General features: G+C 65.8%; 18 protein-coding genes. 9 read left to right on the top strand and 9 right to left on the bottom strand.

Annotated elements, in window-relative coordinates:
* Positions 1 to 1,614, bottom strand: a complete 1,614-nt coding sequence (locus CXY79_RS06510) for an acyl-CoA carboxylase subunit beta (RefSeq protein WP_369827947.1) — start codon at positions 1,612 to 1,614, stop codon at positions 1 to 3.
* Positions 1,615 to 1,799: 185 nt separating this feature from the next.
* Between CXY79_RS06510 and CXY79_RS06505 the strand changes: the two genes are divergently transcribed.
* Both CXY79_RS06505 and CXY79_RS06500 read left to right on the top strand, forming a co-directional pair.
* On the top strand, positions 1,800 to 2,642 hold the full coding sequence (locus CXY79_RS06505; protein ID WP_104100330.1) for a biotin--[acetyl-CoA-carboxylase] ligase: 843 nt from the start codon (positions 1,800 to 1,802) through the stop codon (positions 2,640 to 2,642).
* A gap of 6 nt (positions 2,643 to 2,648) precedes the next feature.
* Positions 2,649 to 3,206, top strand: coding sequence for a PH domain-containing protein (locus tag CXY79_RS06500; protein WP_233191317.1), 558 nt, complete (start codon positions 2,649 to 2,651; stop codon positions 3,204 to 3,206).
* On the opposite strand, the gene CXY79_RS06495 is transcribed toward CXY79_RS06500, so the two are convergent.
* Positions 3,203 to 3,694: a GtrA family protein gene (locus tag CXY79_RS06495; protein ID WP_104100329.1), complete on the bottom strand. Its 492-nt coding sequence runs from the start codon at positions 3,692 to 3,694 to the stop codon at positions 3,203 to 3,205. The genes CXY79_RS06500 and CXY79_RS06495 overlap by 4 nt on opposite strands.
* A gap of 120 nt (positions 3,695 to 3,814) precedes the next feature.
* Here CXY79_RS06495 and CXY79_RS06490 point away from each other — a divergent pair, with 120 nt between their 5' ends.
* The 3 genes from CXY79_RS06490 (at position 3,815) to CXY79_RS06480 (ending at position 6,864) form a co-directional block, all read left to right on the top strand.
* A complete protein-coding gene (locus CXY79_RS06490; protein ID WP_104100328.1) occupies positions 3,815 to 4,951 on the top strand; it encodes a 5-(carboxyamino)imidazole ribonucleotide synthase in 1,137 nt (378 codons plus the stop codon).
* An 87-nt stretch (positions 4,952 to 5,038) separates the two neighbouring features.
* A complete protein-coding gene (purE, locus tag CXY79_RS06485; protein ID WP_104100370.1) occupies positions 5,039 to 5,506 on the top strand; it encodes a 5-(carboxyamino)imidazole ribonucleotide mutase in 468 nt (155 codons plus the stop codon).
* Positions 5,503 to 6,864: an LCP family protein gene (locus CXY79_RS06480; RefSeq protein WP_369827946.1), complete on the top strand. Its 1,362-nt coding sequence runs from the start codon at positions 5,503 to 5,505 to the stop codon at positions 6,862 to 6,864. Before purE ends, CXY79_RS06480 begins: the two co-directional genes overlap by 4 nt.
* 50 nt (positions 6,865 to 6,914) lie before the next feature.
* Here the strand turns inward: CXY79_RS06480 and CXY79_RS06475 are convergent, their stop codons facing one another.
* The 3 genes from CXY79_RS06475 to rfbB are packed head-to-tail and all read right to left on the bottom strand — an operon-like array spanning position 6,915 to position 9,897.
* On the bottom strand, positions 6,915 to 8,060 hold the full coding sequence (locus tag CXY79_RS06475; RefSeq protein WP_104100327.1) for a glycosyltransferase family 1 protein: 1,146 nt from the start codon (positions 8,058 to 8,060) through the stop codon (positions 6,915 to 6,917).
* Positions 8,057 to 8,911 (bottom strand): dTDP-4-dehydrorhamnose reductase, encoded by an 855-nt coding sequence (gene rfbD, locus CXY79_RS06470; protein ID WP_104100326.1) that lies wholly within the window; start codon positions 8,909 to 8,911, stop codon positions 8,057 to 8,059. Before rfbD ends, CXY79_RS06475 begins: the two co-directional genes overlap by 4 nt.
* The gene (rfbB, locus tag CXY79_RS06465) at positions 8,911 to 9,897 is read right to left on the bottom strand and encodes a dTDP-glucose 4,6-dehydratase (protein WP_104100325.1); all 987 of its coding nucleotides are present in this window, start codon (positions 9,895 to 9,897) and stop codon (positions 8,911 to 8,913) included. The genes rfbD and rfbB overlap by 1 nt, the downstream gene beginning before the upstream one ends.
* 72 nt (positions 9,898 to 9,969) lie before the next feature.
* Between rfbB and CXY79_RS06460 the strand changes: the two genes are divergently transcribed.
* Genes CXY79_RS06460 through CXY79_RS06450 form a run of 3 tightly spaced genes read left to right on the top strand, consistent with a single transcriptional unit; the run spans position 9,970 to position 12,413 of the window.
* A complete protein-coding gene (locus CXY79_RS06460) occupies positions 9,970 to 10,578 on the top strand; it encodes a dTDP-4-dehydrorhamnose 3,5-epimerase family protein (RefSeq protein WP_104100324.1) in 609 nt (202 codons plus the stop codon).
* A 2-nt stretch (positions 10,579 to 10,580) separates the two neighbouring features.
* Positions 10,581 to 11,444 (top strand): glucose-1-phosphate thymidylyltransferase RfbA, encoded by an 864-nt coding sequence (rfbA, locus tag CXY79_RS06455; protein WP_104100323.1) that lies wholly within the window; start codon positions 10,581 to 10,583, stop codon positions 11,442 to 11,444.
* A 39-nt stretch (positions 11,445 to 11,483) separates the two neighbouring features.
* Positions 11,484 to 12,413 carry a class I SAM-dependent methyltransferase gene (locus CXY79_RS06450; protein WP_104100322.1) on the top strand — a complete coding sequence of 310 codons (930 nt, stop codon included), beginning with the start codon at positions 11,484 to 11,486 and terminating at the stop codon, positions 12,411 to 12,413.
* 85 nt (positions 12,414 to 12,498) lie between these two features.
* Here the strand turns inward: CXY79_RS06450 and CXY79_RS06445 are convergent, their stop codons facing one another.
* From CXY79_RS06445 to CXY79_RS06430, 4 genes are all read right to left on the bottom strand, one after another.
* Positions 12,499 to 13,677, bottom strand: coding sequence for a glycosyltransferase family 2 protein (locus CXY79_RS06445; protein ID WP_255409025.1), 1,179 nt, complete (start codon positions 13,675 to 13,677; stop codon positions 12,499 to 12,501).
* 68 nt (positions 13,678 to 13,745) lie between these two features.
* On the bottom strand, positions 13,746 to 14,600 hold the full coding sequence (locus CXY79_RS06440) for a glycosyltransferase family 2 protein (protein ID WP_104100320.1): 855 nt from the start codon (positions 14,598 to 14,600) through the stop codon (positions 13,746 to 13,748).
* A 59-nt stretch (positions 14,601 to 14,659) separates the two neighbouring features.
* Positions 14,660 to 15,919 (bottom strand): ABC transporter ATP-binding protein, encoded by a 1,260-nt coding sequence (locus CXY79_RS06435; protein ID WP_104100319.1) that lies wholly within the window; start codon positions 15,917 to 15,919, stop codon positions 14,660 to 14,662.
* Positions 15,920 to 15,942: 23 nt separating this feature from the next.
* Positions 15,943 to 16,866: an ABC transporter permease gene (locus CXY79_RS06430; protein WP_104100369.1), complete on the bottom strand. Its 924-nt coding sequence runs from the start codon at positions 16,864 to 16,866 to the stop codon at positions 15,943 to 15,945.
* A gap of 135 nt (positions 16,867 to 17,001) precedes the next feature.
* Between CXY79_RS06430 and CXY79_RS06425 the strand changes: the two genes are divergently transcribed.
* Positions 17,002 to 19,518 carry a glycosyltransferase gene (locus tag CXY79_RS06425; RefSeq protein WP_104100318.1) on the top strand — a complete coding sequence of 839 codons (2,517 nt, stop codon included), beginning with the start codon at positions 17,002 to 17,004 and terminating at the stop codon, positions 19,516 to 19,518.
* The last annotated feature ends 48 nt before the right edge of the window (positions 19,519 to 19,566 follow it).

The following is a 19,566-nucleotide window of genomic DNA, read 5'->3' as shown; positions in this document are numbered from 1 at the left end:
CTACAGCGGAATGTTCCCGTGCTTCTTGGGCGGCAGACTCGCTCGCTTGGTGCGCAGGGCGCGCAGGGCCTTGGTCACCGCGACGCGGGTCGTGGCCGGCTCGATGATGCCGTCCAGTTCGCCGCGCTCGGCCGCCAGGAACGGACTCGCCACGTTGTAGGTGTACTCGTTGGCCAGCCGGGTGCGCACGGCGGCAACATCCTCCTCGGCTGCTTCGGCCTTCTTGATCTCGGCACGGTACAGGATGTTCACGGCGCCTTGGCCGCCCATCACGGCGATCTCCGCGGTCGGCCAGGCCAGGTTGATGTCCGCGCCGAGCTGCTTGGAGCCCATCACGATGTACGCGCCGCCGTAGGCCTTGCGCAGGATGACGGTGACCAGAGGCACGGTCGCCTCCGCGTAGGCGTAGAGCAGCTTGGCGCCGCGGCGGATGATTCCGGTCCACTCCTGGTCGGTGCCGGGAAGGAAGCCCGGCACGTCGACCAGGGTGAGGATAGGAATCGAGAACGCGTCGCAGAAACGCACAAACCGGGCGGCCTTCTCGCCGGCCGGAATGTTGAGCGTGCCGGCCATGGCGTTGGGCTGGTTGGCGACGATGCCGATCGATCGTCCCTCGACGCGGGCGAAGCCGACGACGATGTTCGGGGCGAACAACGGCTGCGTCTCGAGGAAGTCGCCGTGGTCGACGATGTGCTCGATCACGGTCTTCACGTCATAGGGCTGGTGCGCGGAATCGGGGATGATCGTGTTCAAGTTCCGGTCGCCATCCGTCGTCTCGAGCTCGATGTCGCTGTCGAAGACGGGCAGGTCGGCCAGGTTATTGTCCGGCAGGAAGCTGAGCAGGGTGCGGGCGTAGTCGAGGGCGTCGGGCTCGTCGCTGGCCAGGTAGTGCGCCACACCGGAGATCGTGTTGTGCGTGAGCGCGCCGCCGAGCTCTTCCATGCCGACGTCTTCGCCCGTGACGGTCTTGATCACGTCGGGGCCGGTGACGAACATCTGGCTCGTCTTGTCGACCATGATCACGAAGTCGGTCAGGGCAGGGGAGTAGACGGCGCCGCCGGCGGCGGGGCCGCAGATGATCGAGATCTGCGGGATGACGCCGGACGCGGCCGTGTTCCGGCGGAAGATCTCGCCGTACTTGCCGAGGGCGACGACGCCCTCCTGGATGCGCGCTCCGCCGGAGTCGAGGATGCCGATGATGGGCACCCCGGTCTTGAGGGCAAGGTCCATCACCTTGATGATCTTCTCGCCGGCAACCTCGCCGAGCGAGCCGCCGAAGATGGTGAAGTCCTGCGAGTAGACGCAGACCTGGCGGCCGTGGATGGTGCCGGTGCCCGTGACGACCGCGTCGCCGTAGGGCCGCTTCTTCTCCATGCCGAATGCGTGCGTGCGGTGCCGCACGAACTCGTCGATCTCGACGAAGGAGCCCTGGTCGAGCAGCAGGTCGATGCGTTCCCGCGCGGTCATCTTGCCTTTGGCGTGCTGTTTCTCGATCGCGGCCTCGCCGCTGGCGGTCACGGCTTCGTGATAGCGCAGCTTGAGGTCGGCGAGCTTTCCAGCCGTCGTGTACAGGTCGGGGCCCGCAAGGGGCGAGTTCTCAGTCACGCGGTTCACTCTACCGGCCAGCCCCTGCTCCCGATCGTTGACGATTGTCTACAAAAACCGGCCGGTTTGCTGGTCGGGTGCGTCTGCCTTCCTGTGGCCAACTCCTGAGGATTGGCGGATTCGGGCGTGAATTGTGCCATTTGCGCTCGTATTCGCCAGAATTACAGGAGTTAGCCACAGGGAGAGAGAATCAGATGGAGTTTCCGCTCAGCCGCGAGGTCGTGCCGCGTTTCGAGTACCTACCCGAGACCGGGTCGACGAACGACGTGCTCGTCGCCCACACTGCGGGCGAGGATGCCGCAGCCTGGCCCGACCTGTCGACGGTCGTCACCGACAACCAGACCCGCGGTCGCGGCCGACTGGGTCGCACCTGGCTCGCCCCCACCGGAAAGTCGCTCGCCATCTCGGTGCTGCTCCGCCCGAGAGCCTCGGCCGCCCCGCTCCCGATCGACCACTTCGGCTGGTTCCCCCTGCTCGCCGGAGCCGCGATGACCCGGGCCGTGCGCGCGGTCGTCGAGGCGAGCCTGGCAGCCCGGGTGGACGAACCCGGCGAGGAGGCGCCCCGACACGAGGTCACCCTGAAATGGCCCAACGACGTGCTGATCGACGGTTACAAGGTGTCGGGCATCCTCTCGGAGCTGCTGCCCGGCGCGCAGGGGCTGGTTATCGGCGCCGGCCTGAACGTGTCCCTCGACGAGCACGACCTGCCCACGCTCACCTCGACGTCGCTGCTGCTGGTGACCGGTTCGGCCCCCGATCCGGATGCCGTGCTCGCCCGCTACCTCACCGAACTGCGGCAGCTCACCCGGGCCTTCCTCGACGCGGAGGGCGACCCGGTCCAAAGCGGGCTGTTGCGCGCGGTGACCGAAGCGTGCGGCACGCTCGGCGGGGTCGTGCGGGTGGAACTGCCCGGTGGCACCGACCTGGTCGGCACCGCTATTGCGCTCGACCGGAGCGGCCGGCTCATCGTCGAAGACCAGGCGAGCGGCGAATTGCAGGCTGTCGCCGCCGGGGATGTCACCCACCTGCGGTATTAATAGATTATGACAAAGACAGCGGGCTTCGCGGCGGCGGAGGTGCTTCCCCCGGCCGAGTCGGTCGTGGCCGGGCTCCGGCCGCACGCCCGAATCCTGTTCTGGCCCACCCTGGCGCTGCTGGCCATTTCCGCGGCCACCGGGTACTTCTACGGTTCCCTGCCGGAGCCGTGGCAGAATATCGCGCTGCTGGCTGCCGCGGCCGCCCTCGTGCTGCTGCTCTGGCTACTGCCGCTGATGTCGTGGCTGAACAACCGCTACACGATCACCACCCGGCGCATCATCTTCCGGCACGGATTCTTCGTGCGCACCCGCCAGGAATTGCTGCACAGCCGCGGCTACGACGTGACGGTGCGCCAGAACTGGCTGCAGTCGCTGGCCCACTCGGGTGACGTTCTGATCAACGCCGGGCTGGAGCATCCGCTCGTCTTGAAAGACGTGCCCAACGCCACCCTGGTGCAACAGGTGTTGCACGACCTGATGGAGTCCTCGCATACCTTGATGGGCTTGCGCCGCCAGGAACAGTCAGCACTCGCCGACGAGACCGCGCGCTGGGGCTCCCGCTAGGCAGCCAGCGCCCGCTCCGAGTCGGCCGTCGCCGCGCGCCGCGGGGAGAACACCCAGTGCCGGTAGAGCACGAAACGGAAGGCCGAGCCCAGCCCCAGCCCGATCACGTTCGACGAGATGTTGTCGGCGAGCAGGCTGGTGTAGCCGAGCCCGTAGCGGCTGACCCAGAGGCAGGCGAGGCCGATGGCCATGCCGACGAGACTGACCGCGAAGAACTCGGCCGCCTCGCGCAACGTGCGCGACTGGCGGTTGGCCCCGAAGGTCCAGAAGCGGTTGCCGATCCAGTTCACAATGATGGCCAGCGTGGTCGACACGACCTTGGCATAGATCGGTCCGGACTCCACCAAGGCGGGGTCGAAAACCGTGGTGCGCAGCAGGTTGAAGACCGTGAAGTCCACGACGAAACCGACGAGGCCGACAGCCCCGAACTTGCCGAGTTGGTGGACGAAGGCCAGAAGCCGTGCTGATCGGCGCTGTGTACTCGGCATGCATCCCTCCGAATGATGGGCAAAGATAGAAGTCGAGAACCCGAGTCTACGGCGAGGTCCAGCCTGCAGCCTGAGAGAACCCGTACCGGCAATGACCGGTACCAAGGAATTGGTGGAGCGATGAACACGACTGTGGGCGTTATCGGCGGCGGCCAGTTGGCCAGGATGATGATTCCGGCGGCCGTCAACCTGGGCATCCGGATCCGGGTGCTGGCCGAGAACGAGGGCATGTCGGCCGACCTGGCCGCGGTGCAGGTGGGCGACTACCGCGACCGAGACGTGGTGCTGGCCTTCGCCGACACCGTCGACGTCGTCACGTTCGACCACGAGCACGTGCCGCAGGGGATCCTGCGCGAGCTTGTGGCCAGGGGCGTGGCCGTGCACCCGGGCCCCGACGCGCTGCTCTTCGCCCAGGACAAGCTGTTGATGCGTCAGCGCCTGAGCGAGCTGGGTCTGCCCGTGCCCGACTGGGCGCGGGTCGAGAACGCCGCCGAGTTGGGCGCGTTCCTGGCCGCCCACAACAGTCGCGGGGTCGTCAAGACGGCCCGCGGCGGCTACGACGGCAAGGGCGTTCGGCTGGTCACCCACGAGCATGAGGCCGACGACTGGTTCGCCGCGCTCGCCGAAGACGGCAACGACGGCGCCCTCCTGGTGGAGGAGCTGGTCGAGTTCCGTCGCGAGCTCGCCCAGTTGGTCGCGCGACGCCCGTCCGGCCAGATCGCGCTCTGGCCCGTGGTGGAGACCGTGCAGCAGGGCGGCGTCTGTGCCGAGGTCATCGCGCCCGCACCTCAGTCCGAGGGCAGGCTGGCCCGGGCCGCCGCCGACATCGCCGTGCGCATCGCCGAGGGCATCGGCGCCACCGGCATGCTGGCCGTCGAACTGTTCGAGACGACGGATGAGCGCATCCTGGTCAACGAGTTGGCGATGCGCCCACACAACAGCGGCCACTGGTCGATCGAGGGGTCGACGACGAGCCAGTTCGAGCAGCACCTGCGCGCCGTGCTCGACCTTCCCCTCGGGGCGACCGACGTCAGGGACCCGTGGACGGTCATGGTCAACATCCTCGGCGGGCCGGCGTCGGAGCCCCTGTCCGCGCGCTACCCGACCGCGTTCGAGGCCTACCCGGCCGCCAAGGTGCACACCTACGGCAAGGACCCCCGGCCGGGGCGCAAGGTCGGCCACGTGACCGTCGGTGGGGACGATTTGGACCTCGTCGCGTACCAGGCGCGGGCCGCAGCGGCAGTTTTTCAGGACTGACCAAATAGGATCGACTGCGTGACAGACAACTCTGAGCTCGAGACCGCCCCGCGCGAAACCGCCCTGGTGCCGCTGGTCGGCGTCGTGATGGGCTCCGATTCCGACTGGCCGGTGATGAGCGACGCGGCGCAACTCCTGCGCGACTTCGACGTTCCCTTCGAGGTGCAGGTCGTTTCCGCGCACCGCACCCCGGAGAAGATGATCGCCTACGGCCAGAGCGCCCATGCGCGCGGCATCCGGGTGATCATCGCCGGCGCCGGCGGCGCCGCCCACCTGCCCGGCATGCTCGCGGCCGTGACCACCCTGCCGGTGGTGGGCGTGCCCGTTCCGCTGGGTCGGCTCGACGGCCTGGACTCGCTCCTGTCGATCGTGCAGATGCCGGCCGGGGTGCCCGTGGCCACCGTCTCCATCGGCGGAGCACGCAACGCCGGCCTGATCGCCGTCAAGGTCCTCGCCATCGCCGACGACTCCCTGCGGGTCAAGCTGCTCGGCTATCGGGAGATGCTCGCCGCACAAGTCGAGCAGAAGAACCTGGACCTCCAAGCAAAACTATGATCAGTGCACGCACGCCGATCCGGCATCCGGATCTCGGGTCCGCCCCGATCATGACCAAACGGGCCTGGTGGCTCGTCGTGCTCAACTTCGTGCTGCCCGGCTCCGCGCAGGTGCTGGCCGGCAACCGTCGGCTCGGCCGGTTCGGCCTCGGCATGACGCTCACGCTGCTCGCCCTCGCGGTGGTCGTGGGGGTCGTCTACACTCTCTGGCCTGCCGTCGCTCTGACCGTGTTCACCAACTCGATCGGCCTGTGGGCGGCCGCCCTGCTGCTGGCCTTCTCCGGTGTGGTCTGGCTGATCCTGTCCCTGGACACGCTGCGCCTCGTGCGCCTCGTGCGCGCCACCCCCAAGGCCCGCCCGATCATCGCCGGGCTCGCGACGGTGCTGATGGTGGGCGTGGTCGGCACGGCCGGGTACGGCGCGTACGTGGCCACGACGGCCAGCGGGTTCCTCTCCTCGGTCTTCGTGGCAGGCCCGACGGAGCCGCCCTCCGACGGCCGCTACAACATCCTGCTGCTCGGCGGCGACGCCGGCCCCGACCGTGAGGGTCTACGCCCCGACAGCATCTCCGTGGTCAGCATCGATGCGGAGACCGGCCAGGCCAGCATGATCGGCTTGCCGCGCAACCTGGAGGACGTGCCGTTCTCTGCGGGGCCACTCGCCGACCTGTACCCGGAAGGGTACGGATCGATCGACGGCTGTGAGGTCTCCGCGTGCATGCTGAACTCGATCTACACCGAGGTGGAGGTGAAGAGCCCGGAGATGTACCCGGATGCTGTCGGCAGCGGCAGCGAACCGGGCATCGAAGGTATGCGCGACGCGGCCCAGGGCGTGACCGGGCTGACGATCCAGTACTACGCATTGATCGACATGCAGGGATTCTCCGACCTCGTCGACGCGCTCGGCGGAGTCGACATCAACGTCGACCACCGTGTCCCCGTGCATACCGACGAGACCTTCACCGAGGTTGCCTTCTGGTTCGAGCCCGGCAGGCAGCACATGGACGGGTACCACGCCCTCTGGTACGCACGCTCACGCCATGACACGAGCGACTACGACCGGATGGTGCGGCAGCGGCAGGTGCAGGAGGCGATCCTGCAGCAGGCGAGCCCCGCCAACGTGCTGACGAAGTTCCAGGCGGTTGCATCGGCCGGCAGCCAGGTCGTGAAGACCGACATCCCTCAGGGCATGCTCGGCTATTTCACGCACCTGGCGTCGAAGACGAAGGCGCTGCCGATCCAGTCCGTCGAGTTGGTGCCGGAAAACGACGTCGACCCGGAGGATCCCGATTACGACGTCATCCGCAGCCTGATCGAAGCCGCCCTGGTTCCGCCGCCCACGGCGGAACCGGCTCCGTAGGGTCGGTTGGGTTCGGGTTCGGTCGAACGGCCCCGGACTCGGTGGTGCTGTTACAGGTCCGCGTGCAGCAGCCAGATGCGCTCGGCGGAATCGCGCCAGGTGAAGGCCTGGGCTCGATCGCTACCGAAGATGCGCAGCCGGTTTGCGAGAGTGGTGTCGCTCAGCACCTGGGTGACGGCCGCAGCCAGTCGCTCGGGGTACCCGGATGCATCCTCACGCTCGACGACTAGCCCCGCGTCGCCGGCGGCCTCGACCAGGGCCGGGGCGTCCGAATGCACGACCGGGGTGCCCAGGTAAAACGCCTGGATCATCGGCCCGGCGAAGCCTTCTTCCCGGCTGGGGTAGACGAACACTGCCGCCCGGGAGATGACCACGGCCAACTCTTCGTCGGTCAGCCCGTTCAGGGCGCGCACCCGGCCCCAGGGGAGGCCGGCCTCGTCGGCGACGGATGCCACGTCGAGTTCACCCCAGGCGGCCGGTCCCAGAACGATCAGCGGGAGATCCGGCGCTCCCGTCAGGCCCAGGGCGGTGATCAGCGCCGTGATGGCCTTCCGCGGCTCGAGCGTGCCGACGGTGACGATGTACTCGTTCGGCAACGCCAGGCGTTCCGCGATGATCTCCGTCGCGGAGGAGTTCGACGGAAGGCGGAGGCCGCTTCCGATTCCGCCGCCGATCACCCGCACGCGATCGCCGAGGTCGACGATGTTCGCGAGCTGGTGGGCCACGGCGTGGCTGGGGACCACGATCGCATCCGCGTGTTTGCGGGCGCGTTTGACCATGACCTTCGTCCAGGCGACGGTCGCCGGAGTGAGCGCCTCCGGATGCGTCCAGGCCAGCACGTCGTGAATGGTGACGGTCACCTGGGTGCCGTCGTTGACGATGCTGTGCTTTCGCAGGGGCGCCAGCAGGGAGGGGGCATGGATCATGCCCGACCCGGAACTGTTGGCGATGCCCAGTTGCCAGGCCGCCGTGAGCTCGCGCCGCGGCAACGTGGTCTTGTGCAGACTGGCCAGACCCGGCAGGGACGTTTCGACCCTGGCGTAGTGCTCGGCCGACGACGACGACACGATTCCTTCGACGTCGCAACCGGCCGGCGCCGCCGCGATCAGGGCCCGGGTCAGCTCTTCGGTGTAACGCCCGATGCCACCCGGGACCGGTGCAATCATCTGGTCCAGGACGACTCTCAGTGTGGTCATTGGTCCGCGAAGATCCCCTGCTCGGCCGCCGCGGCCAGAGCCTCGCGCCAGTCGCGAATGGGGGACAGCCCGGCGGTAGCCCAGGCATCGTGGCCGAGCACCGAATACGAGGGCCGGGGGGCCGGGCGCACGAACTGCGAACTGTCGGTCGGAGTGACCCGTTCAGGGTCAAGGCCGGCCGTGGCGAAGACGGCCTGGGCGAAGCCGAACCAGCTCGTCACGCCGGAGCTGGTCCCGTGGTAGATGCCGGCGGGCGCGTCGGAATCGAGCAGGGTGACGATCTGCGCGGCCAGGTCGGCGGTCCAGGTTGGCTGACCGACCTGGTCGTCGACGACGCTGAGGGTGTCGCGGGCTGCAGCCAGCTTCAGCATGGTCTTGGGGAAGTTCGGGCCGTGTTGGCCGTAGAGCCAGGCCGTGCGCACGATGTAGCTGCCCGCCGGGTGTTCCTGCAGAACGAACGCCTCGCCGGCGGCCTTGGTGCGGCCGTAGGCGGAGATCGGGTCGATCTCGGTGTCCTCCGCGTAGGGTGCGGTGGCGCTGCCGTCGAACACGTAGTCGGTGGAGATCTGCACGAGCTTCGCCCCGGTGGCGGATGCGGCCAGCGCCAGGTTGTGGGGGCCGGTCGCGTTGATCGCGTACGCGGCATCCTCATGCGTCTCGGCGTCGTCCACCTGCGTGTATGCGGCGGCGTTGATGATGACGTCGTAGCCGACGACCTGAGCCAGAACCGCGGCCCGGTCGGTGATGTCCAGCTCGGTGCGGTCGAACGCTGTGACGTCGCGGCCGGCGAGCGCGGCCTGCAGGTCGCGTCCGAGCATCCCGGCCGCGCCGGTGATCAGATAGCGGGTCATCAGCTCAATGCCGCACGGGCCTTGAGCGGCTCCCACCAGGTGCGGTTGTCGCGGTACCACTGCACGACGTCCGCGAGCCCCTGCTCGAACGGAACCAGGGGCGCGTAGCCGAGTTCGGCCTGGATCTTCGAGATATCCACGGAGTAGCGCAGGTCGTGGCCGAGGCGGTCGGCGACGCGGTCGACGTAGGACCAGTCCTTGCCGGTGGAGTCGAGCAGCATCTGCGTGAGCTCCTTGTTGGTCAGCTCGGTGCCGCCGCCGATGTTGTAGATCTCACCGGCGCGGCCGCCGACGAGCACCATCGCGATGGCGCGAGTGTGGTCGTCCACGTGCAGCCAGTCACGGATGTTGTTTCCCTCGCCATAGAGGGGAACGTGCAAGCCGTCGATCAGGTTGGTGACGAACAGCGGGATGACCTTCTCCGGGAAGTGGTACGGCCCGTAGTTGTTCGAGCAGCGCGTGATCGAGATATTCAGACCGTGCGTGCGGTGGTAGCTGCGCGCGAGCAGGTCGCTGCCGGCCTTCGACGCGGAGTAGGGGGAGTTCGGCTCCAGCGCGCGCTCCTCGTTCCACGATCCCTCGGCGATGGAGCCGTAGACCTCGTCGGTGGAGACGTGCACGAACCGGGCCAGGTCGTGGCGGAGCGCCGCGTCGAGCAGCTGCTGCGTGCCGAGCACGTTCGTCTCGACGAAGATCGACGCGTCGCGCACCGAGCGGTCCACGTGGGACTCGGCGGCGAAGTGCACCACGGCGTCGAGAGAGGGGAAGAGCTCGTCGAGCAGTGCGGCGTCACGGATGTCGCCGTGCACGAACGAGTAACGCGGCGACCCGGCGACGGGGGCCAGGTTCTCGAGGTTGCCCGAGTAGGTGAGGGCGTCGAGCACAACGACCTCGGCTCCTTCGAGGCCCGGGTAAGCGTCTTCGAGGGTGCGCCGAACAAAGTTCGAGCCGATGAAACCGGCTCCGCCGGTGACGAGGATCTTCATATGGAGGTAACCGTTCCGTTTGATGAAAGTGCCGTTGCGATTCTATCGGAACGCGCTTGGTAGGCTTACGCGGTGAAGATTCGCGAACTCTCCATCCCCGATTCCTATGAAATCACTCCGAAGCAGTTCGGAGACGACCGGGGAGTTTTCCTCGAGTGGTACCGCTTCGACCGTCTCGAGGAGACGATCGGGCACCGCCTCGACATCGCCCAGGCCAACACGTCGGTGTCCAAGCGCGGTTCCGTGCGCGGCATCCATTTCGCCGACATCCCGCCGAGCCAGGCGAAGTACGTCACGGCGACCCATGGCGCAGTGCTCGACTTCGTCATCGACATCCGCGTGGGGTCCCCGACCTTCGGGCAGTGGGACAGCGTTCTGCTCGACGACACCGACCGGCGCGCAATTTATATTGCCGAGGGTCTCGGTCACTGCTTCGTGGCACTCACCGACAACGCCACGGTCAGCTACCTTGTCACCGCGCCCTTCAACCCGGGACGCGAGCACGGCATCAACCCGCTCGACTCGGACATCGGCCTGGTCTTCCCGCCCGAGGCCGGCGAGCTGCTCCTGTCCCCGAAGGACACGGATGCCCCGAGCCTGACCGAAGCCGCTGCCGGTGGCCTGCTGCCCACCTGGGCTGACGCCCGGGCCTTCTACACCTCCCTGAACGAAGGAAAGTAACAATGCGCGGAATCATCCTTGCCGGCGGTTCGGGTTCACGGCTCTGGCCGATCACGAAGGGCATCTCCAAGCAGCTGATGCCCATCTACGACAAGCCGATGATTTACTATCCCCTGTCGACGCTGATGATGGCCGGGATCAACGAAATCCTGATCATCACGACGCCGGAGTACAACGATCAGTTCCGCGCCCTGCTCGGAGACGGTTCAGATCTCGGCGTCAGCATCGAGTACGCCGTTCAGCCTTCCCCTGACGGTCTGGCCCAGGCCTTCATCATCGGCGAAAACTTTATCGGAGACGAGAGCGTCGCACTCGTGCTCGGCGACAACATCTTCCATGGGGCCGGCCTCGGTTCCGCCCTCCGCGGTAACCACGCCCTACAGGGTGCGCGCATCTTCGCCTACCACGTCAGCAACCCGACGTCGTATGGCGTGGTCGAGTTCGACGATGACTTTACCGCCCTGTCGATCGAAGAGAAGCCGGAGAAGCCCAAGAGCAATTACGCCGTTCCCGGGCTCTACTTCTACGACAACTCCGTTGTGGCCATCGCCAAGACCATCGAGCCCAGCGCCCGTGGCGAGCTGGAAATCAGCACCATCAACGAGCGCTATCTCGAACTAGGGAATCTGCACGTGCAGGTCCTCGACCGAGGAACGGCGTGGCTGGACACGGGGACGTTCGAGTCGATGATGCAGGCGTCCGAGTACGTGCGCGTGATTGAGGATCGCCAGGGCTTCAAGGTCGGCTGCATCGAGGAAATCGCCTGGCGCGCCGGCTGGATCACGGATGCGCACCTGGCGAAGATCGCCGGGCCCCTGGTCAAGAGCGGCTACGGCCGTTACCTTCTGAGCCTGCTCGGCGAGTAAGCACGTCCGGCAGGCCGGTCGTGTGGTACTCCTAGAGGTATGACAACATGGCCGGCGCTGGGCAGACGAACTCTTCTACTGTGTGCGGGCGCCATTGGTGTCGTTCTCGCTCTGAGCGTCGTGGCGGCGCTGGTCTGGGAGGATGCCTCGTGGCTGCTGGGCGCACTGCTCCTGGTCTCCACTGGCGTCTCGGTCGTCCTGGCGAAGTCCGGCCACAACGCCCTTCAGCTGATGCGGGAATCCTTGCCCACGCCAGTGCAGGCGCCGGCACCCACGCAGGTCGTGCCGCCGACCGGGCTGTCGTACGCACCTGGTGAGCCGCTGGACATGCTGCGGCGGGACATCCAGAGAGATGTCTCGGCCCTGCTGTCGCTCCACGCCCTCCTTCCGGTCACGGGGAGTATGCCGGCCCCCGGCGGCTGGGCGGCAACACCGGAAACGCTCCTGGTCCTCGTCTCGCGAATTCTGGCTGCGCCGCGCATCGACACGGTGGTGGAGTGCGGCAGCGGAACGTCGACGGCGTGGATCGCGCTCGCGCTAAAGAAGCGCGGCGAGGGGCGCCTCATCTCCCTCGAACACGACCAGAACTACGCCGACTCAACCCGGCTGAAACTGGAAGAACTCGGGCTCGACGGGTGGGTGGAGATCCGGGTGCACGACCTGGTCCTGCAGCCTTTCGAGGCGCGCTCCCGGTTGTGGTTCCCCTCCGAGGCGCTGGCCGACATCGGACCGGTGTCTCTGCTGTTCGTCGATGGCCCACCCGCGCACCTGGGCGCGGAAATACGGTACCCCGCGCTGCCCCTCCTCACGGACCGGCTAACACCGGACGCCTGGGTCATCCTCGACGACATCGACCGTGCCGAGGAGCAGTCGATCCTGGCCCGGTGGGTTGCCGACGGCACCGGTGCGGCTCCGTTCCAGGTGCGCTTCCAAACCGACAGGGCGGCGGTCCTGGAACGCGCCCGGTGACCCCGCCGACCGGCTGACGGGGCCGACCGCGCGGACCGGCTGACCGGGCCGACAGAGCGCCATCCAGCGGTCGGGAGCGGAAATGCTACCGCGGGTGTCGATGACGGTGACGCAGCGCGCCGACGCGTTCGGCCCACCGAACGACGCGTCGCTGTCGGATTTTTGCCAGTTCGCTTTCGAGGCGGGTGACGTGCGCTCGGTGTTGCTCTTGCGTGACGCCCAGCGTCTCTTCCAGGGCCCGCCGTGACTCTTTCAGCGAGCCCAGTTTCTCTTCCAGCGTTCGGGCATGCACCGCGGTCTCATGGTAGGAGGTCGCGAAGAATCGCGACTCTACCTTCTCCGCGGCGAGCAACCGCTTGAATTCCGTTTCGGTTCCGGCGATCACCGGTCCCATCCGCCGCGCCGCGGCCAGCAGATCGGGGTCAAGTGCGACGTCGGGGACAGGGGATTCCCGACTGCCGGCTACGGTCTCCTCTGGCACGAAGGTCCCGTCGCCCAGTCCCACCGCGAATTCCTCCGGGGTCGGGTGCCGCAGAACGTAGAACGACTGGAGGCTGCCGAGTTTGTAGCGCCGGTACTCCTGCATCCCGTGGTGATTCGGGCTCGGATTTAGGTCGGGGTTGTTCTCATAGCCAAGCCCGGCGCTGCGGACCTTGCGTTCGAACTGGTCCCAGGAACGCCAGGGAAAGTGCAGGACCTCGATTAGAGCGTTCGCGGGTTCCACGCCGCGCCCCTCGAGGCTGACGAAATGATTCCCCTGGGCGATCTCGATGTCAGGCACGCCGATGTGAACCGTGTCCGGGGTGGAATGGGCGTGCAGGCCGATCTTGTTCAGGGCGGCGTTGGTCCGGAGGTCCCGGTAGACCAACCGCTGCAGACCGGATCCAATCGCAGCGGGAGGCCCGATCATGTCCACGACGGGCACGACAAAGCTCTGCAGGCTTTTCGGGTGGAGCTCGAGCGCCTCGCGGAGCGATGAGGAACGGTCCACGGGCATCCAGAATTCGTCCGCGTCGGCATTCAGCACCCAATCCGCCCCGTACAGCAGGAAGGCGTCACGAGCCATGGCCGTGACCACGGAATGCTGTTGTTTGCGGTGGACCGGGTCTTCGCGCAGGTCGATCAGGCCACGGTCCGAGAAGCCGCGCAGGATCTCCAAGGTTCCGTCGACGGAGCCGTTATCGGTGACGATAATTTTGTCGATGCCTTGGTCGAGGTGGTGCGACAACATCGGCCCGATTATGTCCGCTTCGTCTCGGACCATCAGGGTCATTACGAGCCTCATTGGTGGTGGATCTCCAGTCTGTACGGCGGCTAAACGTTCCCTCCACACTATCGGCCGGGAAGATGCCACCGGCCGCGCAGGTGGAGACCCAGGCGCAGGATGCCGCGCACCGGTGAGAAGTACCAGGCAGAGTACTTGCGGGACAGGAACTGATAAGCGCTCTCGTGGTGCTTCCGCTCCATCGCGTCGCGGCTCTGCGAGGTGGAGTGTGCTCCCGTGTGCACGACGACCGCCTCTGGCACGTACAGGTTCGTCCACCCGTTCTTGCCCAGCCGGTCACCGAGATCGACATCTTCGAAGTACATGAAGTAGGAGGTGTCGAAACCGCCCACGGAGTCGTAGGCGCGTCGTCGCACGAGGAGGCATGCGCCAGACAGCCATCCCGCCGGCACGATATCGGGACTGGCCGCCACGGGGATCGGGCGGTATGACCGCGTCCACGGATTCGCCGGCCAGATACGGGAGAACAGGGCGTGCCCGATGCCGGTGCTGAGTGAGGGAACCGGGCGGGCCGAGGGATAAGTGGCGCCCGCCGGATCGACAATCCGCGGGCCCAGCGAACCGGCCTGGGGGTTGTTCCGCGCCGCTTCCAGAAGAATGTCGAGTGAACCCGCGGCGAATTCGACGTCCGGGTTGGAAATCAGGATGAAGTCGGCCGATGTTGCGTGCGACGCAATTCCCTGCGCGATTCCGTCGCCGTAGCCTCGGTTCGATTCGAGGCCGAGGAACAGGGCCTGTCCGGCCTCTGACACCGCCTTGGCTTCGTCGACGTCCTGGGAGGCGTTGTCGACCACGACGATTGGCGTCACCGCGAGCGTTGCGCCGCGGGCGGTGGCCAGGAATCGGGGGAGGACGGCGCTGGAATTGTGCGTGACCGTGACAATCACCACGGAGTCAGTCATGTTCTGACTCCTGTCCGGTCGACTCTGGATGTGCGTGACATCGGTCATCCTGCGGGAGATCAGACAGCCGAAGCCTGGTGTGCGGCGGCATCCAGGACCCGCAACGTCGGCTCGGCGTGCACCGTGCCGGTCGCGAGCGGGTAGAAGGGAACGTTGAAGGTGCACGCCTGGGGCATGTCGTGCACGTGCCGGAGGGCGCTGTCGAGCAGGGACGCATTCACGAAGTACTTGCCCGACCCGAAGGTCACGTTGTGGATGATGTACTCGAGCGAGACCGGACCCGACAGAGGGGGCAGCCGCACGTCCATCAGGGAGTTCTTCGTGCCGTACACGACCTGGCCGGAGGCGTTGTCAATCTGCAGGGCCCCGATCCAATCATTGAGTTTGTCATCGTGGTCGAACGTCATCACGATCCGCAGGTCGTCGCCGGGCAGCACGGGGTCGCCGATTGCCTTGCCGACCGCGTGCACGGTCGCTCCCAGGACATGACCCTCGTGAACGACGACGTCGGGAGAGGCGGCGGCCGCTTCTTCTACCCGCCGTTCTTCGAGGATGTTGCGGAAGGCCGTCACGGCCTGGTGGGCGTTGCCGTCGAATTCGATCTCACCGCGATTGAGTAGGATCGCACGGTCGCACAGCTCGGTCACCTGGCCCAGGGAGTGGCTAACGAGGATGATCGTGCGGCCTTCCTCCTGGAAGGAACGGATCTTGTCCAGGCATTTGCGCTGGAACGCCTCGTCGCCCACCGCGAGGACCTCGTCGACGAGCAGAACATCCGGTTCGGTGTGAACGGCGACCGAGAAGGCGAGCCGCACGTACATGCCGGACGAGTAGAACTTCACCTGGGTATCGATGAAGTCGCCGATCCCGGAGAAGCTCAGGATGTCGTCGAAACGATCTTCCGTCTCCTTCCGGGTCAGGCCGAGGATGGAGGCGTTGAGGAAGACGTTCTCGCGTCCAGTGAGGTCAGGGTGGAACCCCGCTCCGAGCTCGAGAAGCGCGGCCATCCTGCCGCGTCGGGACACGGTTCCGGTGGTCGGCTGGATGATTCCGCCGATGACTTTGAGTAGCGTGCTCTTGCCGGACCCGTTGTGACCGATCAGACCCACTGTCGTCCCGGCTTCGATGGTGATGTCGATGTCGCGCAGGGCCCAGAACTCCTGGCGGTGCTGGCGGCCGAGCTTGCCCATCGTGACGAGGCGCTCCTTGAGCGCATTGTCCTTGCGAACGACGAACCTCTTGGACACATCTTTCGCGGAGATGACGACCGGTGCAGGTGTCGGCGCGTCGGAGCTTGTTTCGAGAAGGGGAGAATTCATAATGACGTCGATTCTTTTTCTCGTTAGAGTTCCTGGGCGAAGTTGCCCTGGAGGCGGGAAAACACCCGCTGGGATACGAATAAGAGGACCACGCCGACGACGAGCGTCACCGCGAGCCGCAGCAGCAGGTTGTCGGGGAAGGGCGTTCCCTCTCCGGCCGTCCAGAAGGCCTGCTGGAAGCCCAGCACCGACAGTGTGATCGGGTTGCTCGTGTAGATGTTGAGCAGGATCCCGTTGCCGAGGATGTCGCGAACCATGGACCATGTGTAGACGATCGGGGAGGCCCACATGAGCACCATCAGCGCGACCTCAATGAGGTACTGCACATCCCGGAGGTAGACGTTGAGAGCGGACATGAGCAGCCCGAGGGCCGTTGCGTACACCAGGAGCACCATGACCGACGGGAAGAAGTACAGCAGGTCCAGGCTGAGCGGTTGACTGCCCACGACAACGGCGGCCACAACCAGAATCGCGAGCTGAATCAGGAAATTGAAGCTGGCGGAACCGACGCTGGCCAAGGGGAAGATCTCCCGCGGCAGGTAGATCTTCTTGATGAGGCCGGCGTTGCCGATGATCGACGCCGTCGACGAGGCGACGATCTCGCTGAAGAGGGTGTACGCGGTCAACCCGGTGAATATATAAATGGCGAAGTCGGGGATCCCGCGCGCGGCCCCGAGGAATTTGCCGACGACGACGTAATAGATGATGAGCTGGGTGATGGGCCTGATCAACGACCACAGGAAACCCAGGGCACTGTCTTTGTATCGCGCCTTGAGATCTCTGCGAACGAGCAGCCCGAGCATCTCCTTCTGGTCGCCGATCTCACGAATGGACGTCCAGGCGCCGGCCAGCGGGCGGGAGCGCGATCCAATCGTGTCGAGTGGGACGGAGGCCAGTCGCCGAAATCTGGCGGTTCGCGCGTCGGGCGAGTCTTTCGAAGCAGTCATGATCACACCAAATCATAACTGCACTGTCTGGTCGCCGGACCAGGTGGCACCCCGCGACGGCGTCGCCAAACCCAACCCCGGAGAACGCTTGGTAGGCTTTCCACGCCGAAGAACTGTCCGAGCAAAGGTGAATTTTTGAAAAAGAGACGATCAGGTCTGGTTTCCGTTGTCCTCGTGAACTTTCGAGGATCGGACGACACCATCGAGTGCGTTCGCGGGCTTCAGGAACTCAACTGGCCGGCGGAGCTCCTCGAAATCATCGTCGTGGAGAACGGTTCGGGTGACGACAGCCTCGAGCGTCTGGCGAAGTTGAGACCAGGTGTGACGGTCATCGATTCCAAGGCCAACCTCGGTTTCACGGGCGGATGCAACCTCGGAGTCTCGCATGCGACGGGCGAATTCATCGCCTTCCTCAACAACGACGCACGACCGGATGCTGAATGGATTAGGGAAGCCGTCAACACCTTCGCGACCGGTGAGGACATCGGCGCTGTCGCCAGCAAAGTCCTCGACTGGGACGGCGACAAGGTCGATTTCCTGGACGCCGCCGTCACCTGGTATGGCATGGGCTACAAGCCTCACGCCGGCGAAACCGACCGCGGAGCCTGGGACGAGGAGAAGGACGTGCTCTTCGGCACGGGCGCCGCGATGTTCATCCGGGCTCACGTCTTCGAGGAGCTGGATGGGTTCGACGACGACTACTTCATGTTCTACGATGACGTCGACCTGGGCTGGCGGCTCAACCTGCTCGGCTACCGGTTCCGGTTTCAGCCCAAATCCCTGGCCTTCCACAAGCACCACGCGTCGATGAACAAGTTCGGCAACTTCCGCGAGGAGTACCTGCTCGAGCGCAACGCCCTGTACACGCTGTACAAGAACCTCGACGACGAATCCCTGGCACGGGTGTTCCCCGGCGCTCTCCTGCTGGCCGTGCGCCGGGCTATCGGCCGCGGCAAACTCGACTCGGCTTCGCTCGATCTGAGGGTCCCCGGCGACGATAGCGATCCGCTGATGACCGTGCCCAAGTCCACGATGGCCGGCATCTTCGCGATCGACCAGCTCGTCGAGTTCCTACCGCAGATGAGTGCAACCCGGGAGCGTGTGCAGAGCACCCGCGTCCGGTCGGACCGGGAACTGACCTATCTGTTTGGCAACGTCGACGAACCAGCGTACCCGATCGAGTCCTACCTCCGCGGCTACGAGAAAATTGTCGGCAGCCTCAACGTGCTCTCCACGGTCGCCCGCCGACGCATCCTGGTCGTCACCGGGGACTCCGTCGGAGAGAAGATGGCCGGCCCGGCGATCCGTGCCTGGCACATCGCCAAGCTCCTGTCCGAAGAACATGACGTGCGCCTGCTCAGCATGACCCGCGCCGACTCCCTCGACGATGCCTTCGAGGTCGGAGTCATCTCGCACCACCGCCCCAGTTCCGTTATCGAACACGAGAAGTGGGCGGATGTGATCATCGTTCAGGGACATGCGCTCGCGCTCTTCCCTGCTCTGGAACGCTCGACGAAGGTTCTCGTTGTCGACATCTACGATCCGCTGCACCTCGAGCAACTGGAACAGGGGCGCGGCAAGGTCCTCGAACTGTGGAACAAGCAAGTGAACGACGCGACAGATGCGTTGAACCACCAGCTTCTCATCGGCGACTTCTTCCTGTGCGCCAGCGAACGACAGCGCCACTTCTGGCTCGGTCAGCTGGCCGGTCTCGGCCGGATCAACGCACTGACCTACTCACGGGACAGCGAACTTGATTCCCTGATCGCGGTGGCGCCCTTCGGTATCTCCAGCACGGACCCCGTGAAGTCCCGGTCGGCGATCCGCGGCGTGACGCCCGGCATCGGCATCGACGACAAGGTGATCGTCTGGGGTGGCGGAATCTACAACTGGTTCGATCCGGGAACGCTGATCCGTGCTGTGGCTGAGATCGCCGTGGAACACCCGGACGTGCGACTCTTCTTCCTGGGGGTCAAGCACCCTAACCCGGACGTGCCCGAGATGGAGGCCGTCGCGGAGGCGCGGCTGCTCTCGAAGGAACTCGGGATGACGAACAAGAACGTGTTCTTCAACGAGGCCTGGGTCGCGTTCGAAGATCGACAGAACTATCTGCTCGACGCAGACATCGGTGTATCGACTCACTTCCAGCACGTCGAGACGACCTTCTCCTTCCGCACCCGCATCCTCGATTACCTGTGGTCCGGCCTCCCGATCGTGACCACGGAGGGTGACTCTTTCGGAGACCTCGTGGAGAAGGAAGGCCTCGGGGCATCAGTCCCGGAGCGCGACCAGAGCGCCTTGGTCGCCGCCCTGCTCACGTACCTGTACGACCCGAGCGCAATCGCCAGAGCGCGCGCGAACGTGCAGCGCGTGCGTCAGGATTTCGTCTGGGAACGCGCCATGGCTCCCCTCGTGGAATTCTGTCGCCAGCCGGTTCACGCGGCCGACAAGGTGATTGAACCGGTGCACAGCGGCTCCGGGCCGGTGCCGAAGCCCAAGTCGACAGACACGGCACGCCGAAGCCCGCACACGGGGCTTCGACGAGACGCGGATCGAGTGGCCTATTACTTCCGTCAGGGTGGGGCGACAGCAGTCATCGAACGGTTCCGAGCCCGTTTGGACCGCAAGCGCGAAACCAGGCTCCGCGGCTGAGAATCGGCTTCAGGGTCGTGTCGGCCCGGTGAGAGACCGTTCGCATCG

Source organism: Cryobacterium sp. M96, from assembly GCF_002929845.1.
Taxonomy (GTDB): Bacteria; Actinomycetota; Actinomycetes; order Actinomycetales; family Microbacteriaceae; genus Cryobacterium; species Cryobacterium sandaracinum.
Note: the sequence above shows the minus strand (reverse complement) of the source record. Positions and strands in the feature narration are given on the sequence as shown.